Annotated in this window: 20 protein-coding genes; 12 read left to right on the forward strand and 8 right to left on the reverse strand. The window is 68.5% G+C overall.

Going from position 1 to position 15,092, the window contains the following annotated elements; genetic code table 11:
- Positions 1-129: 129 nt before the first annotated feature.
- The 3 genes from Q333_RS0104845 to Q333_RS0104855 all read left to right on the forward strand — a co-directional run bounded on the left by Q333_RS0104845 (position 130) and on the right by Q333_RS0104855 (position 2,476).
- A complete protein-coding gene (locus Q333_RS0104845) occupies positions 130-1,062 on the forward strand; it encodes an NAD(P)H-dependent flavin oxidoreductase (RefSeq protein WP_029415615.1) in 933 nt (310 codons plus the stop codon).
- 9 nt (positions 1,063-1,071) lie between these two features.
- The gene (locus Q333_RS0104850; protein ID WP_029415616.1) at positions 1,072-1,782 is read left to right on the forward strand and encodes a TorF family putative porin; all 711 of its coding nucleotides are present in this window, start codon (positions 1,072-1,074) and stop codon (positions 1,780-1,782) included.
- Positions 1,783-1,897: 115 nt separating this feature from the next.
- Positions 1,898-2,476, forward strand: a complete 579-nt coding sequence (locus Q333_RS0104855) for a fasciclin domain-containing protein (RefSeq protein ID WP_029415617.1) — start codon at positions 1,898-1,900, stop codon at positions 2,474-2,476.
- Between the two features lie 45 nt (positions 2,477-2,521).
- On the opposite strand, the gene Q333_RS0104860 is transcribed toward Q333_RS0104855, so the two are convergent.
- From Q333_RS0104860 to Q333_RS0104875, 4 genes are read right to left on the reverse strand one after another with little or no spacing between them, the layout of a single operon-like run.
- Positions 2,522-3,679 carry a trans-sulfuration enzyme family protein gene (locus Q333_RS0104860; protein WP_029415618.1) on the reverse strand — a complete coding sequence of 386 codons (1,158 nt, stop codon included), beginning with the start codon at positions 3,677-3,679 and terminating at the stop codon, positions 2,522-2,524.
- A 3-nt stretch (positions 3,680-3,682) separates the two neighbouring features.
- The gene (locus Q333_RS0104865; protein ID WP_029415619.1) at positions 3,683-4,117 is read right to left on the reverse strand and encodes a DUF2442 domain-containing protein; all 435 of its coding nucleotides are present in this window, start codon (positions 4,115-4,117) and stop codon (positions 3,683-3,685) included.
- Positions 4,114-4,341: a DUF4160 domain-containing protein gene (locus Q333_RS0104870; RefSeq protein ID WP_029415620.1), complete on the reverse strand. Its 228-nt coding sequence runs from the start codon at positions 4,339-4,341 to the stop codon at positions 4,114-4,116. Before Q333_RS0104870 ends, Q333_RS0104865 begins: the two co-directional genes overlap by 4 nt.
- A 34-nt stretch (positions 4,342-4,375) precedes the next feature.
- Positions 4,376-5,779: a pyridoxal-phosphate dependent enzyme gene (locus Q333_RS0104875; protein ID WP_029415621.1), complete on the reverse strand. Its 1,404-nt coding sequence runs from the start codon at positions 5,777-5,779 to the stop codon at positions 4,376-4,378.
- Positions 5,780-5,888: 109 nt separating this feature from the next.
- On the opposite strand from Q333_RS0104875, the gene Q333_RS0104880 reads away from it, so the two are divergent.
- The 4 genes from Q333_RS0104880 to Q333_RS0104895 all read left to right on the forward strand — a co-directional run bounded on the left by Q333_RS0104880 (position 5,889) and on the right by Q333_RS0104895 (position 9,443).
- A complete protein-coding gene (locus Q333_RS0104880; RefSeq protein WP_029415622.1) occupies positions 5,889-6,140 on the forward strand; it encodes a type II toxin-antitoxin system Phd/YefM family antitoxin in 252 nt (83 codons plus the stop codon).
- Positions 6,137-6,592 (forward strand): type II toxin-antitoxin system VapC family toxin, encoded by a 456-nt coding sequence (locus Q333_RS0104885; RefSeq protein WP_029415623.1) that lies wholly within the window; start codon positions 6,137-6,139, stop codon positions 6,590-6,592. Before Q333_RS0104880 ends, Q333_RS0104885 begins: the two co-directional genes overlap by 4 nt.
- A complete protein-coding gene (gene rnr, locus Q333_RS0104890; RefSeq protein WP_029415624.1) occupies positions 6,593-8,920 on the forward strand; it encodes a ribonuclease R in 2,328 nt (775 codons plus the stop codon). It abuts the gene before it with no gap.
- A 94-nt stretch (positions 8,921-9,014) separates the two neighbouring features.
- Positions 9,015-9,443, forward strand: coding sequence for a hypothetical protein (locus tag Q333_RS0104895; protein WP_157072373.1), 429 nt, complete (start codon positions 9,015-9,017; stop codon positions 9,441-9,443).
- A 22-nt stretch (positions 9,444-9,465) separates the two neighbouring features.
- Here Q333_RS0104895 and Q333_RS16860 read toward each other — a convergent pair whose 3' ends face one another.
- Entirely contained in the window at positions 9,466-9,990 is a 525-nt protein-coding gene (locus Q333_RS16860; protein ID WP_051651133.1) for a TetR/AcrR family transcriptional regulator, read from the reverse strand.
- 164 nt (positions 9,991-10,154) lie between these two features.
- Between Q333_RS16860 and Q333_RS0104905 the strand changes: the two genes are divergently transcribed.
- Positions 10,155-10,802: a hypothetical protein gene (locus Q333_RS0104905; RefSeq protein WP_029415627.1), complete on the forward strand. Its 648-nt coding sequence runs from the start codon at positions 10,155-10,157 to the stop codon at positions 10,800-10,802.
- Positions 10,799-11,155, forward strand: a complete 357-nt coding sequence (locus Q333_RS0104910; protein ID WP_029415628.1) for a VOC family protein — start codon at positions 10,799-10,801, stop codon at positions 11,153-11,155. Before Q333_RS0104905 ends, Q333_RS0104910 begins: the two co-directional genes overlap by 4 nt.
- A gap of 6 nt (positions 11,156-11,161) precedes the next feature.
- Here Q333_RS0104910 and Q333_RS0104915 read toward each other — a convergent pair whose 3' ends face one another.
- Positions 11,162-11,551, reverse strand: a complete 390-nt coding sequence (locus tag Q333_RS0104915; protein WP_029415629.1) for a hypothetical protein — start codon at positions 11,549-11,551, stop codon at positions 11,162-11,164.
- An 80-nt stretch (positions 11,552-11,631) separates the two neighbouring features.
- Here Q333_RS0104915 and Q333_RS0104920 point away from each other — a divergent pair, with 80 nt between their 5' ends.
- The 3 genes from Q333_RS0104920 to Q333_RS0104930 are packed head-to-tail and all read left to right on the forward strand — an operon-like array spanning position 11,632 to position 13,635.
- Positions 11,632-12,345, forward strand: coding sequence for an NUDIX hydrolase (locus Q333_RS0104920; RefSeq protein WP_029415630.1), 714 nt, complete (start codon positions 11,632-11,634; stop codon positions 12,343-12,345).
- The gene (locus tag Q333_RS0104925) at positions 12,338-12,751 is read left to right on the forward strand and encodes a DUF5990 family protein (RefSeq protein ID WP_029415631.1); all 414 of its coding nucleotides are present in this window, start codon (positions 12,338-12,340) and stop codon (positions 12,749-12,751) included. The genes Q333_RS0104920 and Q333_RS0104925 overlap by 8 nt, the downstream gene beginning before the upstream one ends.
- A gap of 59 nt (positions 12,752-12,810) precedes the next feature.
- On the forward strand, positions 12,811-13,635 hold the full coding sequence (locus tag Q333_RS0104930) for a hypothetical protein (RefSeq protein WP_029415632.1): 825 nt from the start codon (positions 12,811-12,813) through the stop codon (positions 13,633-13,635).
- 3 nt (positions 13,636-13,638) lie between these two features.
- On the opposite strand, the gene phoB is transcribed toward Q333_RS0104930, so the two are convergent.
- Both phoB and phoU read right to left on the reverse strand, forming a co-directional pair.
- The gene (gene phoB, locus Q333_RS0104935; RefSeq protein WP_029415633.1) at positions 13,639-14,328 is read right to left on the reverse strand and encodes a phosphate regulon transcriptional regulator PhoB; all 690 of its coding nucleotides are present in this window, start codon (positions 14,326-14,328) and stop codon (positions 13,639-13,641) included.
- 25 nt (positions 14,329-14,353) lie between these two features.
- A complete protein-coding gene (phoU, locus tag Q333_RS0104940; protein WP_029415634.1) occupies positions 14,354-15,088 on the reverse strand; it encodes a phosphate signaling complex protein PhoU in 735 nt (244 codons plus the stop codon).
- Between the last annotated feature and the right edge of the window lie 4 nt (positions 15,089-15,092).

Below are 15,092 nucleotides of genomic sequence, written 5' to 3' on the forward strand. Positions count from 1 at the left end.
AAAGTATTAACAAGCTGGGGATCATGCGGCGCCGTCTTGCCTCACGGGTTAACAGCGGCTGGCGATCCAGCATTTGCCTTCCGTATGGGCAGCCGGTTAAGCGTAGCCAAACGAAACGGAGCGAACGCCATGGCCATTCCCGCCTCCCTGACCAAGGGCCTGAAACTGCCGGTGATCGCGGCGCCCATGTTCCTGGTGTCCGGGCCCGATCTGGTGGTCGAGGCCTGCAACGCCGGGGTGATCGGCACCTTCCCGTCGCTGAACCAGCGGACGACCGAGGGCTATCGGGAATGGCTGCAGGACATCAAATCCCGGCTGACACCAGACGCGGCCGCCTTCGGGGTCAACCACATCGTCCACCCGACCAACCCGCGCCTGATGGCCGACATGATGGTCTCGGTCGAGGAGAAGGTCCCGCTGATCATCACCTCGCTGGGGGCCGTGCGCGACGTGGTCGACGCGGTCCACGGCTATGGCGGCGTGGTCTTCCACGACATCGCCAATGTCCGCCACGCCCGGAAGGCGGCCGAGAGCGGGGTGGACGGCCTGATCCTGGTGGCCAACGGCGCGGGCGGGCACGCGGGCATCATCAATCCCTTCGCCCTGATCAACGAGGTCCGGACCTTCTTCAAGGGCACGATCATCCTGTCGGGCTGTCTGTCGACGGGTCAGGACGTGGCCGGCGCCCTGATGATGGGGGCCGACTTCGCCTACATGGGCACGCGCTTCATCAACACCACCGAGGCGATGGCGCCCGCCGCCTACAAGGACATGATCATCGAAAGCGGCGCGACCGACATCGTCCACACGCCGGCGGTCTCGGGCATCCCGGCCAACTTCATGATCAAGTCGCTGCAAGCCAACGGGATCGACCCCAAGACCCTGCCCGAGCACAAGCTGGACATGGGCGACGAGGCCAAGGCGTGGAAGACGGTCTGGTCGGCCGGGCAAGGAGCCGGCGCGGTTCACGACGTCGTCCCGGCGGGCGAACTGGTCGCGCGGCTGCGGTCGGAATACGCTCAGGCGACGGAAGAGTTCGCCAACAAGGTCGGGGTCGCCTAGACGGGGCGGATGTGCCGCGTCCCCGCCTTCGTCTCCGCTCTTCTCCTCGCCCTGCCCGGCCTGGCCTACGCCCAGGATCGTGACAACGCCCGCTATGATCCGGAGCGCGGCTCGCCCTGGACCTTCGAACTGGGCGGCGGCACCGAGAACCGCTCCAAGGGCGCGTCCAAGAGCGGCGGCGACGCCTACGTCTTCGGCGAGGTCCAGTACAACGCCGCCAGCGGCTTCTATGCCGACGCCGAGTTCGAGACGATCGACGCAGGCGGCTCGGACGTCGAGACCGAGGTCGAGGCGGGCTGGCAGTTCTCGGGCGGCGGCTTCGACTTCGACACTTCGGTCTCGCACAAGTGGCGGGTCGACGCCGATCCCGGTCAGGACCACGCCGCCGTGGAGTTCCAGTTCGACGTCATGCGCGACTTCGGCGCCGCCGACGCCCGATTCCGCGTCGAGCATTCGCCCGACGGCCTGGGATCGACCGAAGCCTGGACCTGGATCGAGACGCGCATGCGCTTCCCCGTGGCGGATCGCTGGCAGGCCGGGCTGACCGTCGGCCGACGCGAACAGGACGACGCCCCCGACTACACCGGCTGGAGCGCGGGCGTGGCCTATGAACTGACCGAGATCGTCGAACTGGAGCTCGCCTGGCACGGCACCGACATCAGCGACCAGGGCGAGCAGTATGAAGACGCGCTCGTCGCCGCCGTACTGATCGCCTTCTGACAGGTGCGACCCCTGCGGCGGCTCGCCGCGCGGCAAGCTGCACGGCATCCGGGCCGCAAGCGGGGTCGTCCCTGAGCTGATCGCAGCATGGCGATCGCAAGCTCAGGAACCTCCCATGACGCTCAAGATCCTCGCCGGCGCCGTCTCGGCCGCCGCCCTGCTGGCCGCCGCCCCCGTCGCCCTCGCCGATCATCACGGCGGCGGCCACGGCCAGACCGTCACCGTCGGCGGCGCGGCCATGTATCCGAACAAGACGATCGTCGAGAACGCCGTTAACTCGCCAATCCACACGACCCTGGTCGCCGCCGTCCAGGCCGCCGGCCTGGTCGAGACGCTGTCGGGCCCCGGTCCGTTCACGGTCTTCGCCCCGACCGACGCGGCCTTCGCCGCCCTGCCTGCCGGCACCGTTGAGAGCCTGGTCCAGCCGGCCAACCGCGCCATCCTGACCAAGATCCTGACCTACCACGTCGTGGCCGGCCGCGTGGCCGCCGCCGACGTCATCGCCCTGATCGAGGCCGGCGGCGGCTCGGCCGAGATCACCACCGTCTCGGGCGACACCCTGACCGCCAGCCTGGAGAACGGCGCGGTCGTCCTGACTGACGAGAAGGGCGGCAAGGCCCGGGTGACCCAGGCCGACGTCTTCCAGTCCAACGGCGTGATCCACGTCACCGACGCCGTCTCGATTCCCGAGTAAGCGGGCTCCGGCGGAGGGGGCTCGCCTCCTCCGCCGCCTTCGGGGTCAGGCCAGCGCCTGCTCCAGGTCCGCCAGCAGGTCTTCCAGATCCTCGACCCCCACCGACAGCCGGACCAGATTGTCCGTCACGCCCCCGGCTTCCCGCAGCTCCTTGGGCACCGAGGCGTGGGTCATGATCGCCGGGTGGTTCACCAGGCTTTCGACGCCGCCCAGCGACTCCGCGAGCGTGAAGACCTGGAACCGCTCCAGCACCTGCTTGGTCCGCGACAGGTCGCCGTCGACGAAGAAGGTCACCATGCCGCCGAACCGGCCGTTCATCTGGCGCGCCGCGAGCTCATGCTGCGGATGGCTGATCAGGCCGGGATAGAGCACGCGGCTGACGCAGGACCGGTCCTCCAGCCAGCGGGCGACGGCCAGCGCATTCTCGTTGTGCGCCTTCATGCGGATGCCCAGCGTCTTAAGGCCCCGGTTGACCAGGAAGGCGTCGAACGGCCCCATCACCCCGCCGACGGAGTTCTGCAGGAACTTCAGTTGGGCGGCGATCTCGGCGTCCCTCGCCACCAGCACCCCGGCGATGACGTCCGAATGGCCGTTCAGATACTTGGTCGCCGAATGCATGACGATGTCGGCGCCCAGGCTCAGCGGCTGCTGGCTCCACGGCGTGGCGAAGGTGTTGTCGACGACCAGCACCAGACCGTGCCGCTTGGCGATCTTCGACAGGCCCGCGATGTCGGCCAGCTTCATCAGCGGATTGGTGGGCGTCTCGGCCCAGATCATCCTGGTCCTCGGCGTGATCGCCGCCTCGACGGCCGCCAGGTCCGCCATGTCGACGTAGGCGAAATCCAGCCCCGCCGAGCGCCGCCGCACCCGCTCGAACAGCCGCCACGAGCCGCCATACAGATCGTCGCCGGTGACGATGTGCGACGCGGCGTCCAGCAGCTCCAGCGCCGTGGACGTCGCCGCCATGCCCGAGGCGAAGCCGAACGCCTGGATCCCGCCTTCCAGATCGTTGATGCAGGCCTCGAACGCCTCGCGCGTCGGGTTCTTGCCGCGGGCGTACTCATAGCCCTGGTTCACGCCGGGGCTTTCCTGGGCATAGGTCGAGGTGGCGTAGATCGGCGTCATGACCGCACCGGTCGTGGGGTCCGGCCGCTGGCCCGCATGAATCGCGCGGGTCGAGAAGCCCTGGCTGTTCTTGATCATCGGTCAGGCGGCCTTCAAAGCGTCCCAGCCTTTGCAGGCCAGCAGGATGGAGCGCGGCACCGGCCGCCCTCCGGAATAATAGGCGACGGTTCTGCGCGACAGGCCGAGCGCCTCGGCCGCGCCGCTGAGCGACAGGCCGTTTCGCAGCCGCCACTCGAGAAAGGCGCGCGTGTCTTCCCGCCCCCAGAACGACAAGCTGTCGAGCCACAGCGAATCCGCGCCCATCTCCGTATCACCCGGCCAGACGACCGAGTGCCCCCAGTCGCCCAGCTCGACCTGACTGAAGACGTCTGGATCGGACAACGCGCGGAACGGCCTCGTCTTCACGACGGTCGAGAGATCGATCGTCGCCTGTTCGGCCCCGTTCCAGCCGAGGACCAGCCGGAAGCCCTCCAGCGCCCGGACCGACTCCAGCGCGTGGGTCGCTTCGCCGCTCATGGATTGAGATCCCGCCAGGTTTTCAGCAGTTCCACCTGTCGCCCGGCGGCCCAAGCCGTCGCTTCGATAAAGGCCGCCTTTGGCGGGTCGCCGATAATCAAGTCGAGCGTCGCGATCGACACGGAGCACCTCCAACCCTTGCCTTCGATGTGGAAGTGCGGGACGCCGTGGTCTCGGCCATAGACCGCGATCTTCCACGATGGCGCCCGGTGGAGCGTCACCATGGGACTACATAGTGCATCTGGTGCACTATCCCAACTACCGGTTCAGACTCAGGTGGTTGATGAGATCGACGCGGGCGATCAGGCCGACGAACTTTTCCCCGTCCAGCACGATGGCGACCCGGTCGCGGTCGAACAGAGGGATCAGGGCGTCCAGAGGCTCGGACACCTGAACCGTGTCCAGATCGCGGGTCATGGCCGAGGACACCGGCTTGGCGAAACGTTCCTTCCGCGTAATCTCATCGGTATTCATGATGTGGACGATGTCGCTCTCGTCCAGAATACCGACCAGCCGGCCGTCCTGAATGACCGGCAGCTGGCTGACGTCGGCGCTCCGCATGCGCTTGAAGGCGGTGTCCAGGGTGTCGTCGGGCCCGGCGGTCACCACGTCGCCGTTTTCGTACTTGCGACTAATCAGGTCGGACAGGTCTCCGTGCAGCTCCCGCTCGCCCAGCCCTTGATCGGCCAGCCACGCGTCGTTGTAGACCTTGCTGAGATACTTCGCCCCCGTGTCGCAGACGAAGGTCACGCACCGCTTCGGCTCGGTCTGCTCGCGGCACCAACGGAGCGCCGCCGCGATCAGGGTGCCCGACGACGATCCGGCCAGGATGCCTTCCTTCAGCAGCAACTCGCGGACAGTCGCGACGGCCTCCGCATCAGGAATGGAGTAGGCCTTGTCGATCAGGCTCATGTCGGCCGTGTCCGGCACGAAGTTCTGGCCGATGCCCTCGACGGTGTAGCTGCCCTCCGGCCCCGGGACGCCATCGTTGACGATGCCGGCCAACACCGAGCCGACTGGATCGGCCAGCACGATCTCGGTCTTCGCGCCCCGGCTCTTCAGGAACTGCCCCACGCCCGTAATGGTCCCGCCCGAACCGATGCCCGCGACGAAGGCGTCCATGTCTCCGCCCATCTGTTCCCAGATTTCAGGCCCAGTGGTCTTCACATGGGCGGCGCTGTTTGCGTGGTTGGCGAACTGATTGACGAAGAAGCCGCCCGGGATCTGCTGGGCCAGCCGCTCGGCCATGTCGGTGTAGTATTCCGGATGGCCGTGGGCGACGTCGGAGCGCGTCAGGCGGACATCGGCCCCCATGGCCCTCAAGTGTTGAATCTTTTCCTTGGACATCTTGTCCGGGATGACCAGCAACACCTTATAGCCCTTGGCCTGACCGACCAGGGTCAGGGCCAGACCCGTGTTTCCGGCCGTCGCCTCGACGATGGTTCCGCCCGGTTTCAGCCACCCCTCGGCTTCCGCCGCCTCGATCATCGACAGGGCGATGCGGTCCTTGATGGACCCCCCGGGGTTCTGAGCTTCAAGCTTCAGGAACAGGCGGCACGGGCCGGTGTCGATCCGCGTCACCTCCACCATCGGTGTCTTGCCGATCAGGTCGAGCAACGACCCCGTCGGGGCGATCAAGGTGGGCACAGGCGTGAGGGACATGAACGGCTCCGGATTCGAGGCCGGAAGCTAGAGGCGGCCCGGCGGGGGGACAAGCGTTGTCGGAAGAGCCGATTATGGCTATATTTATGGCCAGAACAGGAGAGCCGTCATGGCCACCTATGGCGTCGCCGAAGCCAAGAACAACTTCACCCACCTGCTTGATCGAGTGCAGGAAGGCGAGAAGATCACCATCACGCGGCATGGCAAGCCGATCGCCGAACTGAACCCGGCGCCCAAGCTGACGGTCGAGGAGCGATGGGCGCTGATCGACCAATTGAACGAGCGACGCAAGCAGCGCCCGCCGCTGGGCATGTCGGCTGCCGAGCTGGTTCGCAGCATGCGCGACGGCGATCCTGAGTGAGCCTCTATTTCGACGCCAGCGCGCTGGTGGCGATCATCGCTGACGAGCCGTCCAGTCAGGCGGTCTATGAGACCCTGCGCCACGGCGAACGACTGCCTCTGGTGAGCGATTTCTGCCGGGCAGAAGCCTCAGCGGCCCTGGCCAAGCGGGTTCGGACAGGTGCGGCCCAGCTAGGCGATATCGATCTCTTCTATGCCGATCTCGACCACTGGGCGCTGAACGCGGGCGAGGCGGTCAAGGTATCGTCGGCTGACATCCATCGCGCAGCGGAACTGGTCCGACATCGCGAGCTCGCCCTTCGCGCGCCCGACGCCATCCACATCGCCGCCGCCCATCGCCTGGGCGCGACCCTTCTGACGCTCGATCGCGGCTTGGCGCGCGCCGCCGCCGCCCTGGGCGTCCCTTATCTCAATCCCGGCGAGGCCGATGCGCCCGGCGAACCGAAAGACTGAATGACAAAGACACCCAAACGACCCGCCGCCGGATTGCCGGACGAGGCCACGCTGCTGGCCTTCCTGCGCGACGCCGGATCAGCGGAGAAGGGCGACATCGCCCGCCACTTCGGCCTCAAGGGCGAGGACCGCCGCCGCCTGCGCGAAATGATCCGTGAGCTCGAAGCGGCCGGAAAGCTCGGCAAGCGAGGCCGCAAGGGCTTCTCCGAAGCCGGCGCCCTGCCCCCCGTCGGCGTGGCCGACGTGACCGAACGCGACGTCGACGGCGACCTCCATGTCCGTCTCGTGGAGGCCTCGGCCGATGCGCCGAGCGCGGTGCTGATTCCAGACAAATCCAAACCCGGCCCCGCGCCGGGCCTGGGCGACCGCGTGCTGGTCAAGTTCCAGCACGGCCCCAACGGCTGGGAAGCCCGCCTCATCAAGCGGCTGGACGCCGGGACGAACCGGGTGCTGGGCGTGATCCGCAAGGCCGCTCGCGAGACCCGCGTCGAGCCCGTCGACCGCCGCTCTAAGGACGTGCTGATCGTGCCAGCCGTTCAGGCGACCGACCTCAAGGACGGCGACCTCGTGCTGGCCGCCATCGAGAAGGGCGACCACCGCTATGGCTTCAAGCGCGGCAAGATCCTGGAGACCATCGGCCGTGAGGACGACCCGCGCGCCGCGTCGCTCATCGCCATCCACGCCCACGGCGTCCCGACCGGCTTTTCCGAAGCGGTCGAGCAGGAGGCCGAGGATCAGGACCTGCCGACGCTCAAGGGCCGCGACGACCTCAGGGACATCCCCTTCATCACCATCGACCCCGCCGACGCGCGAGACCATGACGACGCGGTCTATGCCGCCCGCGACGACGACCCCAAGAACGAGGGCGGCTGGGTGGTCTGGGTCGCAATCGCCGACGTGGCCGCCTACGTCCGGCCGGGCACCAACCTGGACCGCGAGGCCCGGGCCAAAGGCAACTCCACCTACTTCCCCGACCGGGTCGAGCCGATGCTGCCCGAGCGCCTGTCGAACGGGCTGTGCAGCCTGAAGGAGGGTGAGAACCGCGCGACTCTGGCCGTGCGGATGGTCTTCGACAAGGATGGGCGGAAGCTGTCTCACCGCTTCCATCGCGGCCTGATGCGCAGCCAGGCCAAGCTGTCCTACGAACAGGCCCAGTCCGCGATCGATGGCGATATCGACGACGCCACCGGCCCGATCATGGAGACCATCCTCTATCCGCTGTGGAACGCCTACCGCACCATGCTGAAGGGCCGACTGAAGCGCAGCCCGCTGCAGATCGAGAGCGCCGAGCGCCGCATCCGCATGTCGCCGGACGGCGGCATCGCCTCGATCGAGAAGCGCGTCAGCCTGGAGGCCCATCGGCTGATCGAGGAGATGATGGTGCAGGCCAACGTCTGCGCTGCCGAAACCCTGGAGCAGCAGAAGACGCCGCTCATCTTTCGGGTCCACGAAGCCCCCAGCCAGGAGAAGGTCTTCAACCTCGCAGACTTCCTCTCGACCATCGGCAAGCCGTGGAACAAGGGCGAACCGGCGACGACCAAGCGCTTCAACAAGCTTCTCGACGAGACCCGTGACGGCCCCCACGCCGAGGTTGTCAATGAGGTGGTCCTGCGCAGCCAGATGCAGGCGATCTATTCGCCCGAGAACGTCGGCCACTTCGGCCTGAACCTGGACCGCTACGCCCACTTCACCTCGCCGATCCGGCGATACTCCGACCTGATCGTCCATCGCGGCCTCATCCGTGCGCTGGGCCTGGGCAAGGACGGCCTGACCGATCGCGAGATCGCCGAACTGCCCGCCATCGCCGATCAGGTGACGACGACCGAGCGCCGCTCCATGGCCGCCGAGCGCGACGCCATGGATCGCTACATCGCCGCCTTCCTGGAGGACCGCGTCGGCGCGACCTTCACTGGCCGCATCACCGGCGTGACCCGCTTCGGCCTGTTCGTCCGGCTGGACGAGACGGGGGCCGACGGACTGGTGCCCGTGTCGTCGCTTGGCAACGAATATTTCACCCACGACGACCGCGCCCACGCCTTGGTCGGCGAACGCAGCGGCCAGCGCTACAGCCTGGGCCGCATGGTAGAGGTCAAGCTGACCGAGGCCACCCCGGTCACGGGCGGCCTGCTGTTCGAGATGCTGAGCGATCCCGAGCCGCGCGATCCCAATGCGCCGGCTCCGCGGCTGGGCATCCGGGGACGCGGTGGCGACGCACGCCCTTCACGGGGCAAGGGACGGCCAGGCGGGCCCAAGCCCCGCAACGACGGCCGAGGGGGCGGCAAATCCTCCGGCGGACTGAAAGGCGTGCGCAAGGGCAAACGGCGCTGAAGCCGGGTCGAGGGGCGCATGGCCAATAGGTCACGCTTCCCGCTGGGGACCGGACGCCCTAAGTCAGCCTGCAGGTCTTGAAGGAGTGATCGGCATGGCGCGTTGGGTTCTGGGTCTCTCGGCGGTCGCGGCGTTCGCCGTCTCGGCGTGCGGCGAGATCGATGTGGAACAGGCCGGGCGCAACGCCGCCCTCGCCGCGCTCGAGGCCAGCAACCCCGAGATCGTCCAGGGCATCCGCGCCGCCCAGACCCTGCGCCAGGCCGCCGCGACCTGCGGCTGGCAGGACGTGGACGCGACCCGCTTGGCCCAGACCGCCGTCGCCGGCATCGAGGAGCCGCCGCTCCGCGCCGCCGCCGAGAGCCTGGTCGAGGACCTGATCGTCGCGCCCGCTCCGACCGCGTCGGCCGAGGCCACTGCTCCCGCCAGCGAATGCTCGCCCGAGGTTCGCCAGGCGCTGGAAGCCCAGATCGCGGCCATCGCCAGCAGTGAAGGCGGCAGCGAAAGCGAGGCCGAGGGCGGCTGATCACGGTCTCGCGATGTTCGGGTCAGGGTGCCTTGCGCCATTCCGTGAGTTGGCGCGCAAGGATCCCGGGTTCGCAGGGAACCTCGCCTGTCAGCCACAGCCTGAGCACGGCCAGTTGCGACGCAGCGACCGCCGCCGCAGTCAGAGCGGCGGGAACCGTGCCGGCACGGTCTGACGGCAACCGCGCCTCGATCATGGCCGCGAGCTTGCGCTGGAGTTTCGGCCCAAGCGGCGGCTCGAACATGACGCGGGCAAGCGCCCGGCGCTCCCAAAGATGGTCCAGCACGAAGTGCAGGCGCGGCAGGCTGGCCCGCCCCGCCCCCGCCTCGGCCAGCGGCTCGAACACCGGGTCGATGGCCCATACCATCACGTCGTCCTTGTTGCGGAAATGCTCGTAGAAGGTCGAACGGCCGACGCCGGCCTCCTCGATCAGATCGGTCGTGCGGATGGCGTTGTAGCGGCGCGTAAAGATCAGCCGCGTGAAGGCCTCGAAGATCGCCTTTCGCGTCCTCTGGCTGCGCCGGTCGAGATCGTGAGCCTCCGACATGGCCCCGAGCCTAGCCCATCAGCCCCGCCGCGCCAGCCGTGGTCACGCATCAAATGCGGACACTTTGCCCGAACTGTCCGGTAGCGGCCGGAGCGTCCGCATCGTTCGTCGCCACAGCGCCCCTCGCCGCGCGACACATTCGGCACGCAAGGGGAGGACGAACCGTGACCACCAAGACCCATTCAGACGACCGCAACGACGGCGTCCTGATCGCCGGAGCCACGCTCGCGGCCCTGTTCCTGATGCTGCACCACCCGACGTCGGCGTCAGGCGCGGGCGAGGACGGCCATCTGCTGTCGGACTGGAGCAACAGCCTCGTCCACGGCGCCATGATCGCCTGCCTGATCGCGCTGTCGGTCGGGCTGGACGGCGTGCGTCATCGGATCGGCGAGCAGGCCCTGCTGACCCGCGCGGGCGCCATCCTGATCGGCGGGGGCTTCCTCGCTCTGGCGGGCGCCGCGCTGGTCAGCGGCTTCGCGACCGGACGGCTCGTCGCCCAGACGACCGACCCGGCCGTGCACGAATCCGGCAGCCATGTCTTGTGGGCACTGAACCAGAGCCTGACCTCGCTCGGCAGCCTGCTGGTCGCGGCGGGCGCGGCGGCCTGGGCACCCCGAATTTGGGGACTCGGCGTCGCGGGCAAGGCCAGCGCCACTTTGGGCGTCGGCATGGCGGGACTGGCCGTCTGGTGGAACGCGACGGATGGAGGCTTCGGCCTGATCGTCGCGGCGACCAGTCTGGCCGTCTTCGCCCTCTGGTCCCTGTCGGTTGCCGCCGTCATGCTCACCGGCACCAAGGGAGACGCCCAATGAGTGGACAACACCACGTCGCGGCCATCGTCCCAGCCCGCGACATCGACGCCTCTGAGGCATTCTACCGACGCCTCGGGTTCGAGACGGTCAGCGACCACGGCGACTATCGTTTGATGGACGACGCCCGAGGGTGGCGACTGCACCTGCGCGCCACGCCTGACTGGCCGCGCCGGATCGAGGACAATCCGCTGGGCCTATACCTCTATGTCGACGACGTGGATGCGGTGGCGGACCGGGTGCGCGATCTGATCCTGGAGCCCCAAGGCCCCCACGCCCGCGCCTGGGGCACCTATGAGTTCTCGATCAGCGATCCGAGCGGCACCTTGATCCGGATCGGCCACGTGCTCGGCTGACCAGCCTCAGATCGCCACCCAGACGAGCGCGATGCCCGCCAACAGGGAAATCGGAGCCAGCAGGCGAACGGCCCAGACCGGAATGCGCGCCGCCCACCAGCTGGAGTATCGCGCATGCCATCGGCGCGGGATAAGCATCAGAACCCCGGCGCTGATCATCAGGAAGCCGCCGATGGCGGCCACGGTGACGGGATAGCGGGTCGCCGGGGCACCCAACACGAAGATCCCGCCGACGACCGCCCGTAACGAAAGCTCGCTAAAGTGGATGGTCGGTGTCGAACCGAACCGCGACAGCGCCTGAAGCGCACGGCCAGGCGCGGCGAGGATCAGCAGCGACAGGACCGCAAGCCCGACACCCGTCGCCGCGATCAGGAACGCGCATATGGAAGCGAGCAAGTCCCAGCCCTCGCACACAGCACAGGTCGCGCCCTCTACGCCTCTTGGGGCGCGCCCGCAAAGGCGTTAGCTCGTACGCGGTGACCAAGCCACCCGAACCCTTCGACGCCGCCCAGGACCTGGCCGACGCCCCGGCGCGTCTCGGCGTGCGCCAGCGACCAAAGGACGCCGCGACCCTGATCCTCGTCAGACGCGGCAAGCATCCCGAGGTGCTGATGGGCCGGCGGGCACCGGGACACGTCTTTATGGCCTCCAAGTGGGTGTTTCCCGGCGGACGCATCGACCGGTCCGACTTTACGGCCGCCGCCGCCCGCGAACCGGACGGAACCACGCGCGCCCGGCTGGAAGCCGAGGTCGATCCCCGTCGGGCACGCGCCCTCACCCTGACCGCCGTGCGCGAGACCTTCGAGGAGACGGGTCTGATTGTGGGCCACCATGCCCCGGCCGCCTCCGTCGCCGGGCCGTGGCGGGAGTTTCGCCAAGCGGGCGCCCTTCCCGATCTGGCCGCCCTGACCTACGTTGCCCGCGCCATCACGCCACCGGGCCGCACGCGACGGTTCGACGCCCGCTTCTTCCTCGCCGACGCCAAGGCGCTGCTGACGCCCGAACCCACCGCAGGATCAGGCGAACTGGACGAGATCGCCTGGCTGCCGCTGGCCGACGCCCGCGCGCTGGACCTGCCCGCCATCACTCGCTTTGTGCTGGCAGAAGTGTCGGAGCGGCTGTCGAACCCGGATCGCCCCCTGCCATTCGTCCGCTGGCATCGCGGGGCGCACAAGGTGACGCATGACTGAGACCCTGACCCTGCGCCTGACCATCGCCGATCCGGTTCAGGGTCTGCACTACAGCCTGCAGGACCCGAAGAACGTCCCGGTCGACATCCGGATCTCCGGCGGCGGGCCTCTGTCATTCGATGTGCCCGTGACGTTGCGCCCTGATGGCAAGCTTTCCGGGCCGTTCGTTCGGCGCGAGGGCAAGGAACGCCGCTTCGTCTACATCGCAATCGCCGGTCAGGCCGGGCAGGCCGACGCAGCGGGCCAGCGCATCAGCCGCCGAGCCAAGATCGACGTCCACAACATCCCCGCCGAACTCCTGCTGCCAGGCGCGACGCTGGAGGCCCGGCTGCCCGGGCGCGGCAAGGACGGCACGCCGGCCTGCGCCACGGTGCGCCCGCTCGGCGCCTGGACCCGGATCGGCTGAGCCCGCCCTGATCCCGCCACGGTCGCTGTTCAGCGTGTCTTGGTCGGCGGGGAGGGTGCGTGGCGCACGCGGCGTTCAGTATCGCGAAGGCGACCGGCCTGACGGACCCTGCAGGGCGACGCAGGGCGGCGATCCTGCTGGGATCGATCGCCTTTCACGTCGCTGTCCTGACCCCGCTCGCGCTGCGGATGGTCGACACTTCGGATGCACCCGCGTTCGATGCGACGCCCTCGCCGATCTTCCTCGAAATAGAGCCGCGCCCGCTGCTGGAGGGGGAAACCGCGCGCGAGCCGACCTTCGCCCGCGCCGTCGAGACCACGCCCGCCCTGTCCCGCGCCACGAACGCGGAGCGCACGCCCAGCCTCGATGACGAAGACGACATCCCCACGCCGCCCTCGCCCCGCATCGCCGCCGGAGCGCCGCCGGGATCGCCCCCCGCCCCGGCCAACGCCTGGCGCGTGACGCCCGAGAGCACCGGCGCGGCGATCGCCCGCTCCATGCGCACCGGCGCGGGCGGCTGCCGCATCATGGACGGACGCCTCGATCCCGGCGAGCAGGCGCTTTGCGACGAGCGGTTCAACGAGGCTGCCGGACGCGCCGGGCCGCTCGGTCCTCGCACGCTGAACGCTTCCGAGGCCCGCCGCGAGGCCCAGTTCGCCCGCGACGGAGCTCAGGCCCTGGCCCAGTACGAGGCGCGGCGCCGTCCGCTTTCGGGTGGGGTGGGAATCGTCGGGCCGGGCGACTGTCCGGGCTCGAACCTGGGGGCCGGATGCGCGGGGGCCCATCTGGACCCGGCCATGCGCCAGGGGGCGACAACCGTGGGCAATCCCGGGATAGGGTTGAACGACCTGACGCCGATGCGGCCGATCCCCGGTTCGGAATAGGGTCTACCCCTCAAGATCCAGCGAATAGCCCGCCGACCGCACGGTCCGGATCGGATTGGCGCTCTCGTCGACGTTGAGCGCTTTCCGCAGGCGACCGACGTGGACGTCGACGGTCCGGGCCTCGACGTAGACGTCCGAGCCCCAGACCGCGTCCAGCAGCTGTTCGCGGCTGAACACCCGCCCCGGATGGCGCATGAAGTGGTCCAGCAGGCGGAACTCCGTCGGGCCCAGGTGCACCTCCTTGCCGGCGCGCTTCACCCGGTGGGCGACGCGGTCGATGATGATGTCGCCGTGGCCCACGCGGTCGTCGGCCAGGCCCGGACGAATGCGGCGCAGCACCGCCCGGATGCGGGCGATCAGCTCGGTCATCGAGAAAGGCTTGGTCAGGTAGTCGTCCGCCCCGGTATCCAGACCACGCACGCGGTCCGACTCCTCGCCCCGCGCGGTCAGCATGATGATCGGCAGGTTGCGCGTCTCGGGTCGGCCACGGATGCGACGGCAGACCTCGATCCCCGATACCTTGGGCAGCATCCAGTCGAGCAGGACGAGGTCGGGCTGACGCTCATCTATCTGGACAAGGCCTTCCTCGCCGTCGGCGGCGACGACGACGTCGTAGCCTTCCTTCTCGAGGTTGTACTGGAGGAGCGTCGCCAGCGCGTCCTCGTCTTCCATCACCAGGATATAGGGCTGCACGATCTACTCTCCGTCGGGGCAGGCGTCAGTTGGCGGGCGGCGTCGGGCCGCTGAAATCGGCGTCCCAGTCGCCTGGCGAGGGCTGCCAGCGCGGCCGCTCGCCGGTCATCTCGTCGCCGGTAATCTCGTAGTGGATGACCTCGGCGATGTTGGTCGCGTGGTCGCCGATCCGTTCCAGGTTCTTGGCCATGAACAGCAGGTGGGTGCAGGCGCTGATCGTGCGCGGGTCGCCCATCATGTAGGTCAGCAGTTCGCGGAACAGGGCGTTGTAGTGTTCGTCAACCTCGTCGTCCGAGGCCCAGACGGCCATGGCCCGGTCGATCTCCGACGCCGTGTAGGCATCCAGCACGTCGCGCAGCCGCATGGAAACCAGCTTGCCCATTCGTTCGATCGAGCGGGTCAACGGCTGCATGGGCTCGGTCTCGGCCAAAGACAGCGCCCGCTTGGCGATGTTCTTGGCCAGGTCCCCGGTACGCTCCAGATCGGTGGCCAGCTTCATGGCCGACAGGGTCTTCCTGAGGTCCGACGCCACGGGCTGGCGCAGCGCGATCAGGCGGATGGCCTTCTTCTCGATGTCGCGGTGCATGGCGTCGAGCTTGGAATCCCGTTCGACCACGGCACGGGCCAGGGCGATGTCGCGCCGGGCCACGCTTTCGACGGCGTCGGCGACCTGGGCCTCGGCCAAACCGCCCATGCGAGCGACCTCAGCCGTCAGCTGGTTGAGCTCGTCCCCATAGGCCTTGACGGTGTGCTGGTTCATCAAC

The organism is Brevundimonas bacteroides DSM 4726 (genome assembly GCF_000701445.1).
GTDB lineage: Bacteria > Pseudomonadota > Alphaproteobacteria > Caulobacterales > Caulobacteraceae > Brevundimonas > Brevundimonas bacteroides.

Excerpts from the sequence above, each read along its gene's own strand:
- Q333_RS0104850 (WP_029415616.1), top strand. The coding sequence starts at position 1,072 with ATGTGCCGCGTCCCCGCCTTCGTCTCCGCTCTTCTCCTCGCCCTGCCC.
- Q333_RS0104865 (WP_029415619.1), bottom strand. The coding sequence starts at position 4,117 with ATGAGCGGCGAAGCGACCCACGCGCTGGAGTCGGTCCGGGCGCTGGAG.
- Q333_RS0104895 (WP_157072373.1), top strand. The coding sequence starts at position 9,015 with ATGGCGCGTTGGGTTCTGGGTCTCTCGGCGGTCGCGGCGTTCGCCGTC.
- Q333_RS0104880 (WP_029415622.1), top strand. The coding sequence starts at position 5,889 with ATGGCCACCTATGGCGTCGCCGAAGCCAAGAACAACTTCACCCACCTG.
- Q333_RS0104870 (WP_029415620.1), bottom strand. The coding sequence starts at position 4,341 with ATGGTGACGCTCCACCGGGCGCCATCGTGGAAGATCGCGGTCTATGGC.
- rnr (WP_029415624.1), top strand. The coding sequence starts at position 6,593 with ATGACAAAGACACCCAAACGACCCGCCGCCGGATTGCCGGACGAGGCC.
- Q333_RS0104910 (WP_029415628.1), top strand. The coding sequence starts at position 10,799 with ATGAGTGGACAACACCACGTCGCGGCCATCGTCCCAGCCCGCGACATC.
- Q333_RS0104875 (WP_029415621.1), bottom strand. The coding sequence starts at position 5,779 with ATGTCCCTCACGCCTGTGCCCACCTTGATCGCCCCGACGGGGTCGTTG.
- Q333_RS0104845 (WP_029415615.1), top strand. The coding sequence starts at position 130 with ATGGCCATTCCCGCCTCCCTGACCAAGGGCCTGAAACTGCCGGTGATC.
- Q333_RS16860 (WP_051651133.1), bottom strand. The coding sequence starts at position 9,990 with ATGTCGGAGGCTCACGATCTCGACCGGCGCAGCCAGAGGACGCGAAAG.
- phoU (WP_029415634.1), bottom strand. The coding sequence starts at position 15,088 with ATGAACCAGCACACCGTCAAGGCCTATGGGGACGAGCTCAACCAGCTG.
- Q333_RS0104855 (WP_029415617.1), top strand. The coding sequence starts at position 1,898 with ATGACGCTCAAGATCCTCGCCGGCGCCGTCTCGGCCGCCGCCCTGCTG.
- Q333_RS0104925 (WP_029415631.1), top strand. The coding sequence starts at position 12,338 with ATGACTGAGACCCTGACCCTGCGCCTGACCATCGCCGATCCGGTTCAG.
- Q333_RS0104860 (WP_029415618.1), bottom strand. The coding sequence starts at position 3,679 with ATGATCAAGAACAGCCAGGGCTTCTCGACCCGCGCGATTCATGCGGGC.